Source organism: Streptomyces sp. NBC_00647, from assembly GCF_045207245.1.
In the GTDB taxonomy this organism is placed as follows: domain Bacteria; phylum Actinomycetota; class Actinomycetes; order Streptomycetales; family Streptomycetaceae; genus Streptomyces.
Genome location: NZ_CP109040.1, coordinates 2,693,888 through 2,706,895 on the forward strand (window position 1 = coordinate 2,693,888; position 13,008 = coordinate 2,706,895).

The 13,008-nt window shown below is 71.7% G+C and carries 9 protein-coding genes and 1 pseudogene; 1 reads left to right on the top strand and 9 read right to left on the bottom strand.

Translation table 11 applies throughout. The features are described from left to right. Window positions 1-37 precede the first annotated feature (37 nt). A complete protein-coding gene (locus OG788_RS11870) occupies window positions 38-1,012 on the bottom strand; it encodes a DNA polymerase thumb domain-containing protein (protein WP_406370597.1) in 975 nt (324 codons plus the stop codon). Continuing rightward, window positions 1,009-4,536: a DNA polymerase III subunit alpha gene (locus tag OG788_RS11875; protein WP_406370599.1), complete on the bottom strand. Its 3,528-nt coding sequence runs from the start codon at window positions 4,534-4,536 to the stop codon at window positions 1,009-1,011. Before OG788_RS11875 ends, OG788_RS11870 begins: the two co-directional genes overlap by 4 nt. A 153-nt stretch (window positions 4,537-4,689) precedes the next feature. Between OG788_RS11875 and OG788_RS11880 the strand changes: the two are divergent. Beyond that, window positions 4,690-4,911: pseudogene (locus tag OG788_RS11880) on the top strand (DUF3533 domain-containing protein); the annotation flags it as partial. 232 nt (window positions 4,912-5,143) lie between these two features. Here the strand turns inward: OG788_RS11880 and OG788_RS11885 are convergent. From OG788_RS11885 to OG788_RS11915, 7 genes are all read right to left on the bottom strand, one after another. Then, complete coding sequence (locus OG788_RS11885; RefSeq protein WP_406370601.1) at window positions 5,144-6,226, bottom strand: S1 family peptidase; 1,083 nt, start codon at window positions 6,224-6,226, stop codon at window positions 5,144-5,146. Between the two features lie 288 nt (window positions 6,227-6,514). Next, entirely contained in the window at window positions 6,515-7,444 is a 930-nt protein-coding gene (locus OG788_RS11890; RefSeq protein WP_406376730.1) for a slipin family protein, read from the bottom strand. 219 nt (window positions 7,445-7,663) lie between these two features. Next, entirely contained in the window at window positions 7,664-8,563 is a 900-nt protein-coding gene (locus tag OG788_RS11895; RefSeq protein ID WP_406370603.1) for a S1 family peptidase, read from the bottom strand. A 263-nt stretch (window positions 8,564-8,826) separates the two neighbouring features. Further along, window positions 8,827-9,609, bottom strand: a complete 783-nt coding sequence (locus OG788_RS11900; RefSeq protein ID WP_406370604.1) for a DUF1684 domain-containing protein — start codon at window positions 9,607-9,609, stop codon at window positions 8,827-8,829. Between the two features lie 4 nt (window positions 9,610-9,613). Continuing rightward, window positions 9,614-10,954: an NtaA/DmoA family FMN-dependent monooxygenase gene (locus tag OG788_RS11905; protein ID WP_406370605.1), complete on the bottom strand. Its 1,341-nt coding sequence runs from the start codon at window positions 10,952-10,954 to the stop codon at window positions 9,614-9,616. After that, on the bottom strand, window positions 10,951-12,066 hold the full coding sequence (locus OG788_RS11910) for an LLM class flavin-dependent oxidoreductase (protein WP_406370607.1): 1,116 nt from the start codon (window positions 12,064-12,066) through the stop codon (window positions 10,951-10,953). Before OG788_RS11910 ends, OG788_RS11905 begins: the two co-directional genes overlap by 4 nt. A 126-nt stretch (window positions 12,067-12,192) precedes the next feature. Further along, the gene (locus tag OG788_RS11915) at window positions 12,193-12,975 is read right to left on the bottom strand and encodes an amino acid ABC transporter ATP-binding protein (protein ID WP_406370609.1); all 783 of its coding nucleotides are present in this window, start codon (window positions 12,973-12,975) and stop codon (window positions 12,193-12,195) included. Window positions 12,976-13,008 lie beyond the last annotated feature (33 nt).

A 13,008-nucleotide genomic window follows, 5' to 3' on the forward strand; every position in this document is an offset into this window, starting at 1 on the left:
AGGGCGGGACGGGAGGCCGCCCGCCCTCGTACGGAGGTCACGCGGCCAGCGTCCCCGGCCCGATCACATGCGGGCCGAACTTCGCCCGCGCCCGGTCCGCGACCTCCTCGATGCGGCGGACCTTCTCGTCGACCGGGTCGAAGGTGAGCTGGCGGGAGGCTCGCGCCGCGGGGGTCGGACCCTCCGCGCGCAGGGCGATCACACGGACCCGGGCACGCTGGAGGCCGAGCGCCTCGTACATGCGGTACGCGGTGCCGGTCAGCGTCGAGGAGTGCGCGGTCGGCTCCTTGAGGGTGCGGCTGCGGGTGGTCGCGGAGCGGTCGGCGTAGCGCACGGTGAGGGTCAGTGTGCGGCAGACCTTCTCCAGGGCGCGCAGCCGGGTGCCGAGTTCCTCGGCGGCGGAGAGCAGGGCGTGACGATGCCTGGATGGATCCAACTCGTCGTGCTGGAAGGGCCGTTCGGCGGCAAGAGAACGCGAGGTGGCGTTCGGTACGACCCGGCTCCGGTCGATGCCGGACGCCTTCTCGTGCAGGTCGCGGCCGGCCCGGGCGCCGGTGAGACGCTGAAGCGTGGACAGGGGCGCGGCCGCGACCTTGCCGATGGTGTCGAGGCCGTACTCGCACAGGGTGCGGGCGGTGGCGCCGCCGACGCCTGGCAGCGTGGCGACGGGCCGGCCGGCGAGGAACTCCGTGACGGCGTCCGGCTCTCCGGGCACCACACAGGTCACCCCGGGTGCGGCGTCCCGCAGCGCCATCCGCGCGAGCATCGGTCCGGGCCCGGCCCCGATCACGCAGTCGATCCCGTACAGGGCGAGCGCCCGCACCCGGATCAGCGAGGCGAATTCGACGGCACCGCGCCCGAAGTACCGCTCGGCACCCCGGAGATCGAGCAGCGCGCCGTCGGGTGGCAGCGCCTCGATGACAGGGGTGAACTCCTCCAGCACACCGAGGAGTTGAGGCAACGCGGCCTCATACATCGGAGGCAGCTGGAAACGTACGCAGAGGATGGTCATCCCGCACTCCCCGGGCTCTGGTGCCACAACTTCTTTCCTCCCGCGGGCCCTTCGCCCGCGGGACGCAGATCGGCCCAGGGGTGCATCTCGTACCCCGTGGACATCCGGATCGTCCGACTCCCGGCCGGATCACCGTCTACGGACTTCCCCGGCCGCCCCGGTCCCTGCCTCTCCGGCTCCCCCGGTTCCTCCCGTACGGGCTCCGCCAGTCGTGCCGCCACCACGTCGAGGCCGCCCTCGGCGCGCAGCTCGACCAGTTCGGCGAGGTTCCAGGCCGCCGCGCCCACCACGCTGAGGCTGCGCGGGCCCCGGCGCTGCACCACTCCGCGTACGAGCAGGAGCCAGGAGTGGAAGACGGTGTGGGCGCAGGCGTCGTGGGAGTCGTCGAAGAAGGCGAGGTCGACCAGGCCCGTCCCGTCGTCCAGCGTGCTGAAGATGACCCGCTTGCCGGAGCGGATCGGCGGGGTCTGGGTGGCCGCCTTGGCGCCCGCGACCAGGACCGTCTCACCGTGCCGCGCCTCGCGCAGCCGACGCGCCGTGACCACGCCCAACTCCCCCAGGAACGCGCGGTGGTCGTCCATCAGATTGCGTGAGGCGTCCATCGAGAGCACGCCCAGCTCGGCGCTCAGCCGCTCCGCCGAGGACAGGTCGGGCAGCCCGGCGGAGGCGGTGTTCCGCCCGCCGGACAGGGGGAGTTGGCCTCCGCCCGCTCCCCGGGAGCCGCGGTGCAGTTCGGTCAGGTGCAGTTGCAGGTCACGGCGGTTGGCGCCGAACGCGTCCAGCGCGCCGACCTGCGCGAGCCGCTGGGCGAGCGGCCGGCTCGGCCGGGCCCGTTCCCAGAAGTCGAGCAGCGAGGCGTACGGCTGCCCGTCCGCGATCCGCGCGGCCTCGGCCTCGCTGATGCCGTGCACGTCGGAGAGCGCCAGCCGGACGCCCCAGCGACCGGCGGGGTCGGCGGAGGTGACGGCGTCGGCGGAGACGGCGGAGGTGGCGGGGACGGCGACATCGGTAGATTCAGACACCAGTTCGATACGATGGGCGACCGCCGACCGGTTCACGTCCAGCGGCAGAACCGGCACCCCGCGCCGCCGCGCGTCCGCCAGCAGCAGCCGCTTCGGATACATCCCGGGGTCGTGCGTGAGCAACCCGGCGTAGAAGGCGGCCGGGTGATGGGCCTTCAGCCAAGCCGACTGGTACGTCGGGACGGCGAAAGCCACCGCGTGGGCCTTGCAGAAGCCGTACGACCCGAAGGCCTCGACGATCTCCCAGGTGCGCGCGATGGTCTCGGCGTCGTACCCCTTCACCGCCGCGTGCTGCGCGAACCAGAACCGGATCCGCCCCTGCGACTCGGGGTCGGAGAGCCCGCGGCGCACCCGGTCCGCCTCGTCGCGCCCGCAGCCGGTCATGATGTCCACGATGTCGATGATCTGCTCGTGGAAGACGACGACTCCGTACGTCTCCTTCAGCGGCTTCTCCAGGTCCGGGTGCGGATAGCGGACCGGCGCCCGGCCGTGCCGCGCCTCGATGAACGGCCGCACCATGTCGGCGGCGACCGGCCCCGGCCGGAAGAGCGAGATGTCGACGACGAGGTCGTGGAAGGTCGCGGGCTGCAGGCGTCCGACCAGGTCCCGCTGGCCCGGCGACTCGATCTGGAAGCAGCCCAGCGTCTCGGTGGACTGGATGAGCCGGTACGTCGCCGGGTCGCCCGGCGCCACCGCGTCGACGTCCGGCCGGTCCCCCGTGGCCCGCTCCACCTCGGCCACCGCGTGCGCCATCGCGGACTGCATCCGCACGCCCAGCACGTCGAGCTTGAGCAGGCCGAGGTCCTCGACGTCCTCCTTGTCGAACTGCGACATGGGCAGGCCCTCGCCACTGGTCGGCATGACCGGCGTACGGGCGAGCAGGGAGGCGTCGGAGAGAAGCACCCCGCACGGGTGCATGGCGATGCCGCGCGGAAGGGCGTCGAGGGATTCGACCAGGTCCCACAGCTTGCCGTATCGGTCCTTCCCCCCGGCGAGTTCGCGTAGTTCGGGGAGTTCGTCCATGGCCGCGCGGGCGTCACGGGCGCGAATGTGCGGGAAGGCCTTGGCGATCCGGTCGATCTCGGCCGGGTCCAGGGAGAGGGCCGCGCCCACATCGCGGACGGCGTGCCGGACCCGGTACGTCTCGGGCATGGAGACGGTCGCGACCCGCTCGGTGCCGAACCGGCCGATGATCGCGCGGTAGACCTCCAGGCGGCGCGCGGACTCCACGTCGATGTCGATGTCGGGCAGCACCGGGCGGCGCTTGGACAGAAAGCGTTCCATCAGCAGCCGGTGCTCGACGGGGTCGGCGTGCGCGATGCCGAGGAGGTGGTTGACCAGGGAGCCGGCCCCGGAACCGCGTGCCGCGACCCGGATGCCCATCTTCCTCACGTCGTCCACTACTTGAGCGACCGTCAGGAAGTAGGAGGCGAAGTTGTGGTGGGCGATGATGTCCAGCTCGTGGTGCATCCGTTCCCAGTAGGCGCGCCGGCCGGCATAGCCGCGCAGCACCATGCCCGCCGCCGCCCGGGAGGCCAGGACGCGCTGGGCGGTGCGGCGGTCCGCGCCGACGAGACGCGGTTCGGGAAAGTGCACGCCGCCGATGCCGAGGTCGTCCTCGGGGTCGACGAGACACGCGGCGGCGGTGGCCCGCGTCTGTTCGAGCAGCCGGTGCGCGGTGTCACGGCGGTAGCCCGCCGCCTCGACGATCTGTTCGGCGGCGCCCAGCATGGCGGCCTCGCCCTTGAGCCAGGCCTCGCCGGAGTCCAGCTCGCGCCGTGGGTCGACGGGAACGAGCCGGCGGGCGGCGTCCAGGACGTCGGCGACCGGGCCGAGACCCGCGTCGGCATACCGGACGGCGTTGCTGAGCACGGGCCGTACGCCCTGTTCGGCGGCGAACCCGACGGTGCGGGCGGCGAGGCGCAGGGAGCCGGGACCGGTGCCCTGCCGACCGTGCCAGACGGCTTCGAGACGCAGGGCGTCGCCATAGATCTCCCGCCAGGACGCGAGCAGCCCGGCCGCGCGGTCGGGGCGGCCGGCGGCGAGCGCGCGGCCGACGTCGGAGGCGGGGCCGAGCAGCACGGTCAGACCCTCGGCGTGGTTGTCCGGCCAGGGCAGTACCGGCGGGCCGTCCTCCCTGCCGCCCGCATGGGTCGCCGTGACGATTCTGCAGAGGTCGGCCCAGCCGGTCGCGCCGTCCCGGGCGAGGAAGGTCGCGCGGGGTGCCGACTCGTCGATGAAGGCGCCGCCGCGCACCGGGGTGCGGCGGCGCTCCCCCCGTACGGGCTCCCCGACCGCCAGCTCCACGCCGAACAGCGGGCGGATGCCCGCCTTCGCGCAGGCCTTGGCGAACCGGACCGTGCCCGCGAGGGTGTCCCGGTCGGTGAGCGCGAGGGCGTCCATGCCTCGCTCGGAGGCACGCTCGGCGAGACGCTCCGGGTGCGAGGCCCCGTACCGCAGGGAGAATCCGGAGGCGGTGTGCAGATGCGTGAAACCCGGCACACACACCTCCCGACCTGTGAGCCCTTACGAGCTCTCGAACACTTGTTCCCAGCTACCTCACCCCCACCATAGACCAATTTTCGAACTCTTGTGCGACATCCGTTCGGGCCCGTCCCACCTGCGCAAACACCGGACGGCTCGGACCGTGGGGACATGACGCAGACAGCCGGCACCGACGCCCCGCGCCCGTCCTTCCTCGCCGAGGTGAAGGACGCCGTCACCCCCCGGGCCACGCTGCTCGTCATCGGTGTGATCGCGCTCCAGCTGCTCTTCATCGCCTCCTATGTGGGCGCGCTCCACGACCCGAAGCCGAAGGATGTGCCGTTCGGGGTCGTCGCCCCGCAGGTGGCGGTCCAGCAGGCGGTGACCCGGCTGGGGCAACGACATGACCGGCTCGATGCTGGTGCTCTCGGCGTGGGCGGTGGTGGGAAGCGCGGTGACGCTCCTCGCTGCCGCGTTCCGCGCCAGGCCCCACTCCGCTCCGGCCGGGGCCTCCGCTCAGCCTTCGTAGCCCAGAGTTCCGCACGTCGGTCCCACGGCAGGGAGAGCCGGGAGCCCCGCCCCCGCGAGTGCGCGGGGGCGGGGCTCCGTCGGGCCGGGGAGGCCGTCAGCCGATCTGGGCGCCGAAGGTCGAGAGCGCCTCGGTCACCGGCTGGAAGAAGGTCTCGCCGCCCGCGGTGCAGTCGCCGCTGCCGCCGGAGGTGAGACCGATCGCGGTGTCGCCGGAGAAGAGCGAGCCGCCGCTGTCGCCGGGCTCGGCACAGACGTCGGTCTGGATGAGGCCGTTGACGACGTCGCCGTTGCCGTAGTTCACGGTGGCGTCCAGGCCGGTGACCGTGCCGTCGTGCACCTGGGTCGTGGAACCGCTGCGGGTCACCTTCATGCCGACGGTGGCGTCGCCGGCCTTGGCGATGGGCTGCGAGGAGCCGTTGTACAGGTTGACCTCGCTCGGGTGATCCACGCTCGCCGTGTACTTGACCAGGCCGAAGTCGTTGTCCGGGAAGCTGGACTGCTCGTTCGTGCCGATCTGGTTGCCGCTGGAGTCGGACCAGGTGGAGATCGACTCGGTGCAGTGACCGGCGGTGATGAAGTACGGCTGCCCGTCCTTGACCACGTTGAAGCCGAGCGAACAGCGCCCGCCGGAACCGCTGATGGCGTCACCACCGGCGATGAAGGGCTTGAACTCCCCCTTCGTGCGCTGGAGTTCGGCCTTGGCGCCGAGGCCGTCGACGACCTCGGTGAGCGTGGCCCACTCGGCCTTGGAGACCGTGCGGTCGGCGGTGACGACGACCTTGTTGGTCTCCGGGTCGGTCGCCCAGGACGTTCCCGGGATGGTCGCGTCCTTCTTGAGCGTGGTGCGGGCGCCCGTCAGCTCGGCGAGGGAGTTCTCGACGATTCTGGCCCTGGCGCCGGCCGCCGTGACGGCCTTGGCCGCGGTCTCGTCGACCACGTTGACGACGAGGTTCCGTGACTTCGCGTCGTAGTACGTTCCCGCCGCGTCGGTGCCCAGGTCCTTGCCGAGCGTCGAGGCGAGCTTTCCGGCCGCCGTGATGGAGAGGGTGTGCGGCGCCGAGGTCCTGGGAGCCTCGCTCGCGTTCGCAGTCTGGAAGGTGACTCCGGCGGCGACCAGTGCGGCTATGCCCGCACCCGTCATGACGGCACGCCTCTTGGGTATGCGTCGGTGCTTCAACTCACGTCCTCCTGTGGGGGGTCGGCCCGAGAGGCTGTGGTGGCCTCGAGGACCGGAAGGCGTACGGAAATGGACCCTGAGAACGGCAAAAAACCCCGTCCCGTCGCGTCCATGCCAGTTGTTCCTCGCCCACTATTCCGAGACGCACAGGCAACACACAAGGTCGACTTCAGGACGCGTGTACGACAACGGCCGTACCCGCCCTACGCCTTGACCGTGCGTGGTCACGCCCTATGGATTCCCTCCGCAAACACGGTCCGATGGTCGAACCGATGCGGCCTGCGAGGTCTAGTCCTGTCTTGTTATCGATCCTTCAGGGGATCGGTCCAAGGAGGTTTCCCCGGGCGGTGGTTGCTTCTGCACCGGTTGCTCGGGCCGTCGGCCGTCGAGCGGCGGCACCTGCTCGGCCGCCGGAACGACCGACTCCCGCGGGTCGGCGGACGGCCCGGGCGCGACCGGCTGCTGGGCCCGTTCCAGGAAGCGCAGCAGCTCCACCGGGAAGGGCAGGACGAGCGTGGAGTTCTTCTCGGCCGCGACGGCCACCACCGTCTGGAGCAGCCGCAGTTGGAGCGCGGCCGGCTGTTCCGACATCACCTCGGCGGCCTGCGCCAGCTTCTTGGACGCCTGCAACTCCGCGTCCGCGTTGATGACCCGGGCGCGCCGCTCACGGTCGGCCTCGGCCTGCCGGGCCATGGACCGCTTCATCGTCTCCGGCAGCGACACGTCCTTGATCTCGACCCGGTCGATCTGCACACCCCAGCCGATCGCCGGACTGTCGATCATCAACTCCAGGCCCTGGTTGAGCTTCTCGCGGTTGGACAGCAGATCGTCCAGGTCGCTCTTGCCGATGATCGAGCGGAGGGACGTCTGCGCCATCTGCGAGACCGCGAAGCGATAGTCCTCGACCTGGATGACCGCGTCGGCCGCGTCCACCACCTTGAAGTAGACGACCGCGTCCACCCGCACGGTCACGTTGTCGCGCGTGATGCCCTCCTGGGCCGGCACGGGAAGGGTCACGATCTGCATGTTGACCTTGCGCAGCCGGTCGACGCCGGGGATCACCAGGGTGAATCCGGGGCCGCGTACGGCCGGGCGCAGCTTGCCGAGCCGCAGCACCACGCCTCGTTCGTACTGTTTGACGACACGGGCACCGGCCATCACGTAGACCATGCCCACGGAGGCGACGGAGACTCCCGCCGCGACCAGTTCCTCGACCATCACGGCCCCCCAGGGTCCGAAGTGGCGCATCGGGACGTACAGCGTGTACGTCGACGGTAACGCCGCCGCCCGAGCAAGGGCGAGCCCCCGCACGCCGGTTGCGTGCGGGGGCTCGCCTTCTCGCCGGGGGTCCGGTCATGCGGAGCTCAGTGGGGGGTGCCGGTTCCATCGGCCGGACGTTGTGCCGGCCGAACGGCCGTCCGCCGCGCGACCGGTCGGTCAGCCGACGCTCACGCCGTAGTAGCTCAGCGCCTCGGTGACCGGCTGGAAGAAGGTCGTACCGCCGGAGGAGCAGTTGCCGCTGCCGCCGGACGTCAGACCGTAGGCCACGCTGCCGCCGTACAGGGGACCACCGCTGTCTCCGCCCTCGGCGCAGACCGTGGTCTGGATCATGCCGTAGACGACGTCGCCGCTGCCGTAGTTCACCGTGGCGTTCAGGGCGGTGACCCGGCCGCTGTGCGTACCGGTGGTCGAGCCGCGCCGGTAGACCGTCGTGCCCACGCTGGGCGTGGCCGCGCTGCTGATCGTCTGGCTGCCGACCGCACTCGGGTGCGCGACCGAAGTGTTGGTGTAGCGGACCAGCGCGAAGTCGTTGGTCGGGAAGCTGTAACTGACGTTCGTGCCCAGCTTCGTGGTCTGGCCCGAGTTGGAGTACCAGGTGGAGGCGACCTCACCGCAGTGGCCGGCGGTCAGGAAGTAGTAGGTGCTCCCGCTGTGCACGTTGAAGCCGAGCGAACAGCGGTAGCCGCCGCCGTAGATGGCGTCGCCGCCGGAGATCAGCTTCTTGAAGGTGCCCGACGTGTGCTTGATGGTGAGCGCGGCCGCGTTGGCGCCCGCGTCCTTCTTGATCTGCGCGATCTCGGCCTTCGAGACCGTGCTGTCGACGGTGACGACCACACGGTTCGTCTTGGCGTCGACCGCCCAGGCGGTGCCCGCGATGTCGGACTGGAGTACCGACTTGTTGACACTGCTCAGCTGGGTGGTGCTGAAGGTCTGGACGTCGGACGCGTTCGCGCTGGGGATCGCGAACGCCGCCGCGGCGACGAGTCCGGTGGACACGGCGATCAGCCGACTCCGTCTCGCTATGCCGCCGCGGGGGGTGGTGCGCTTGATCCTCACGTTTCATTCCTCCGAAGGGAAGTAAGGGGCCCTCGTGTCGTGGGGTTGGGGCCCGTGAGGCGCAGCCGGGAGCCGCCCGTCCGGATTCCGGACAAGCCGTGCTCCTGACAAGCGCTGAGGGGGAGTATTCGGCGGCACGGCCGAGAGGCGCAAGGGCGCCTTTCGGCCGTGCAGCGTTCAACTTGCGTACGTATCAAGGAGGTTGATCATCGGATCACTGAAGGCCTCAGATTTCCCCCACGCCTTCGGACGTCCCGGAGGCCTCAGCCCAAACGGCGCTCCCCCGCGGCGACGGCGACGCTCAGCGTATTTCCGGGCGGCGGGAACGGGCAGACGAAGTGGTCGGCGAACGCGCACGGCGGAAGCACGGCCCGGTTGAAGTCCACCGTCGTGCGCCCCTCGGCGTCGGGAGCCACCGGGCGCAGGAACCGGAAGCGGTAACTGCTGTCCCCGCTGGTGGTGTCGGCGAAGACCGCCCACAGCGAGCCGTCGCTCTCGACCGACACCTGGAGGGTGAGGTCCTGCCCGTCCAGGGTGAAGGCGAGGACACCGCCGAGGGCGAGCCCGCGGGCGACTCCGTCCGCGTTCTCGACGCGCACGGTGCGCCCTTCGCCGTACGGGGTGAAGTGTCCGGGCACCGACCAGCGCCCGTCGTACGGAGTCGCCTCGATGCCCCTGAAGGCCTGCCGGGTGGCTGCCGCGGGGTCGTAGTCGCGTACGCCCCAGATTCCCTCGCGCACCAGGACGACGAACCGCCGCTCCCCGCGCCCGACCCGGGCCCCGTCGGCCGGTCCGTAGTCGGCGTCCAGCACGATCTCGCCGGTGAAGGGCTCGCCGTCGACGGTGAGCCCGTCCTCGGCGGCCGCCGTCAGGGCCACTCCGTCCCCCTTGGCGGCCCACCGCCCGGGGATGTCCGGAAGTCGCCCTTCCGGATAGTCCTCGATCCAGTGGGTTCCGGTGAGCGAGAGCGGGCCGTACGGCGCGGACACCGTCGCGACACGATGCTCCTGCCAGTGCTTCCATTCCTCGGGTGCGTCCGTCGTCATGTGATCAACCCTTCCATACGGGCTCGGCCAGGCCGAGGTGCGAGCGCAACGTCGTGTCCGTGTATGCGGTGCGGAACACGCCGCGTTCCTGGAGCAGCGGCACCACCCGGTCCACGAACTCCTCGAGTGCGCCGGGTGTGGCACGGGGCACGAGGACGAATCCGTCGGCGGCGCCGGTGCGTACGAACGCGTCGAGCTCGGCGGCGACCGACTCCGGCGTGCCGACGAACGTGGGGTGCCGTGATGCCTCGATGACGGTCTGCCGGATGGGCGGGGCCTTCTCGAGTGCGCGGGCCCGCCGCTTCTCCGCGACGGTCAGCACGTCGGCCGCAGTCGCCCGGCCCTGTGCCGGCAGCGGTCCCGGGTCCGGGCCGGCGGCGGGAAGCGGCCCGTCCGGGCCGCCGGAGGAGAAGCCGGCGCCCCAGCTCCGTTCCCGGGTGCCGACCGCGTTCCGCGGCGGGGTCTGTTCCCGGCGGATCTCGGCGGCCCGTTCCCGCGCCTCGGCGGCCGTGTCGCCGAGCACATAGGTGGCCAGGGGCATGATCTTCAGCTCCTCGGGCGACCGGCCGTGGGCCGCGAGTCTCCCCTTCACCTCGGCGTAGAACGCCCGGCCCGTCTCCAGCGTCTCCTGCCGGGAGCCCTGCCTTCCCGGGAGACAGTGCCCTGCCCCCGGGCCGGCGAGGACGACATCGGCGGCACGGACCGCGAAGTCCCGGCCCGCGGGCGAGTCCCCCGCGTGGATGATCACGGGGTGTCCCTGCGGTGGGCGCGGCACGGTGAACGCGCCCGCGATGTCGAAGTGCCGGCCCCGGTACTCGACCGGGCGGGACACTCCGTCGGGGGTCCAGGAGTCCCACAACTCCCGTGACACCTGGACGAATTCGGCGGCGACCGGGTGGCGGCCCGTCGTGTCCGGACGGCTGCCGCGGCGGAGGTTCTCAGCGGTGGCGGCCGTCGTGGACGTCACGATGTTCCAGGCGGCCCGGCCTTCGCTGAGATGGTCCAGCGTGGCGAGTCTGCGCGCGAGTTCGTACGGCTGGTGGGAGGCCGTGTCGACCGTGGCGGCGAGCCCGAGCCGTTCGGTGACGGCGGCGAGCGCGTTGAGGACCGTGACGGCCTCGGGCCGGCCCACGACGTCCGGGTCATGGACACGCTCCTCGGTCCCGCCGGACCGCCCTCCCCCGGAGAGAAGGAGGAAGTCGAACAGACCGCGCTCGGCGGTGCGCGCGAAGCGCTCGAAGGCGGCGAACTCGGCCGGGGACCCGGAGCGCCGGCCGGTCCCGGCGGTGGTGCCGGCGAGGTCCGGAAGGCGGACGGCGAGGTGCATCCGTTTGCGTACGGTCATGACGATCCCCCCGCCACGGCGTAGCGGTTGACGGGCCGGGCGAGCCCCAGATGTTCCCTGAGGGTGCTGCCCGGATAGAAGGTGCGGAACAGTCCGCGGTGCTGGAGCAGCGCGACCGTGCCGTTGACGAGCCGCTCCAGGTCACGGCGCGGCTCGAGGGGCGTGAGGTGGAAGCCGTCGGCGGCGTCCGCCCGGTGCCAGGCGGTGATCAGTTCGGCGAGGCCGACGGGCCCGCCGCGGTACTGCGGGCCCTGCGCGGTCTGCCGGGGCCCGCCTCCGCCCTGGCCGGGATCGGCCGCGCGCTCGCCGTCACCGAGGTCGACCCCGAGCCCGGCGAGGACGCGCAGATCGTCGGGGTCGCGCCCGAACGCGGCTGCCGTGTCCCGCAGTTCGGTGCGCACGGCACGCGCCTGGGCCGGGCCGGCGACCCGCACGATCGCCACATCCGCGTACCGGGCGGCGGTCCGCCGGGCGGCTCCCTCGGTCGCGTCGACGACCCGGACGGGGTGGCCCTGCGGAGGCCGTGGGACGGTCGAGGGGCCTTTCACGGAGAAGGTGCCGCCCTCGAAGTCGACCTGGTGCAGCTTGTTCCGGTCACCGATGCGGCCGGTGGTCCCGTCGCGTGTCTCGGCGCCGTCCTCCCGGCTGTCCCAGAGCCGGGCGGCGACGTCGGCGACCTCGCCCGCCTCCTGCCAGAGGGCGTCGACGGGCCGCGGGGACGTCACCCGGCCCGGTGCGTCCGGGAGTTCGGACGTGCGGCGGCCGAACAGCCGGGCCTCAGCCTCGGTCCTCGACACGTCGATCTGCCAGCCGGCCCGGCCTCGGCTGACCCAGTCGAGGGTCGCGACGGCGGCCTGGACGTGGAAGGGCTCGGTGTGTGTGGTGGTGACGGTCGGCACCAGCCCGATCCGGCAGGTGACGGGCGCGACCCGGGAGAGCACGGCGAGCGCGTCGAGTCCCGGCCGCGCGAAGGTGTCCCCGAGGGTGACGAAGTCGAGGACACCGCGCTCCGCGAGCTGGGCCTGTTCCACGAAGGAGGCGGCGTCGTGGGCCGCCCGCTGGTCGAGGGCGGCGGCCAGGTGCAGCAGCGCCCGGCCGTGCGGTGCGGTCATCGGGGAAGGCCTTTCGGGTGGGGGGAGTCGCGGGGCCGGAAGACCGGCGCGGAGTGGTGGGAGACCGGAAGACCGGCGCGGAGTGGTGGGAGGCCGGAAGACCGGCGCGGAGTGGTGGGGCCGGGTTCAGAGGACCTTGGAGAGGAACGCCCGGGTGCGCTCGTGCCTCGGCCGGTCGAGTACGTCGCCCGGGGCGCCCTGCTCGACGATGCGGCCGTCGTCCATGAAGACCACGGTGTCGGCGACCTCGCGGGCGAACCCGATCTCATGGGTGACGACGATCATCGTGGTGCCCTGATGAGCCAAGTCCTTGATGACGTCGAGCACTTCACCGACGAGTTCGGGATCGAGCGCGGAGGTCGGTTCGTCGAACAGCAGCAGCTTCGGCTCCAGGGCGAGCGCGCGGGCGATGGCCACCCGCTGCTGCTGCCCGCCCGAGAGCTGCTTCGGATAGGCGTCGGCCTTGTCGGCGAGCCCGACCCGGTCGAGCAGGGCCCGCGCGTTCTCGGCGGCGTCCTTGCGAGGGCGCTTCAGCGCGGAGACCGGGGCCTCGACGATGTTCTCCACCACCGTGAGGTGCGGGAAGAGGTTGAAGCTCTGGAAGACGAAGCCGATCCGGGTGCGCTGCTTGAGGATCTCGCGTTCCGGCAGCTCGTACAGTGTGTCGCCGGAGCGCCGGTAGCCGACGAGCGCGCCGTCGACGCTGATCCGGCCCTGGTCGACCTTCTCCAGGTGGTTGATGGTCCGCAGCAGCGTCGACTTGCCGGATCCGGAGGGTCCGAGGATCACGGTGACCTCTCCGGCCCGCACCGCCAGGTCGACCCCTTTGAGCACCTCCAGCGGACCGAAGCGCTTGTGGACGGACTTGATGTCGACCATGACCGGTGGGCGGGACGTCGTTGTGCTCATCGGGTGATTCCCTTCGCGAAGTGTCGTTCTGCG

Coding starts and splice junctions, on each gene's coding strand:
- OG788_RS11870 (WP_406370597.1), bottom strand. CDS start 1,012: ATGACCATCCTCTGCGTACGTTTCCAGCTGCCTCCGATGTATGAGGCC.
- OG788_RS11890 (WP_406376730.1), bottom strand. CDS start 7,444: ATGGTCGAGGAACTGGTCGCGGCGGGAGTCTCCGTCGCCTCCGTGGGC.
- OG788_RS11900 (WP_406370604.1), bottom strand. CDS start 9,609: ATGACGACGGACGCACCCGAGGAATGGAAGCACTGGCAGGAGCATCGT.
- OG788_RS11905 (WP_406370605.1), bottom strand. CDS start 10,954: ATGACCGTACGCAAACGGATGCACCTCGCCGTCCGCCTTCCGGACCTC.
- OG788_RS11910 (WP_406370607.1), bottom strand. CDS start 12,066: ATGACCGCACCGCACGGCCGGGCGCTGCTGCACCTGGCCGCCGCCCTC.
- OG788_RS11915 (WP_406370609.1), bottom strand. CDS start 12,975: ATGAGCACAACGACGTCCCGCCCACCGGTCATGGTCGACATCAAGTCC.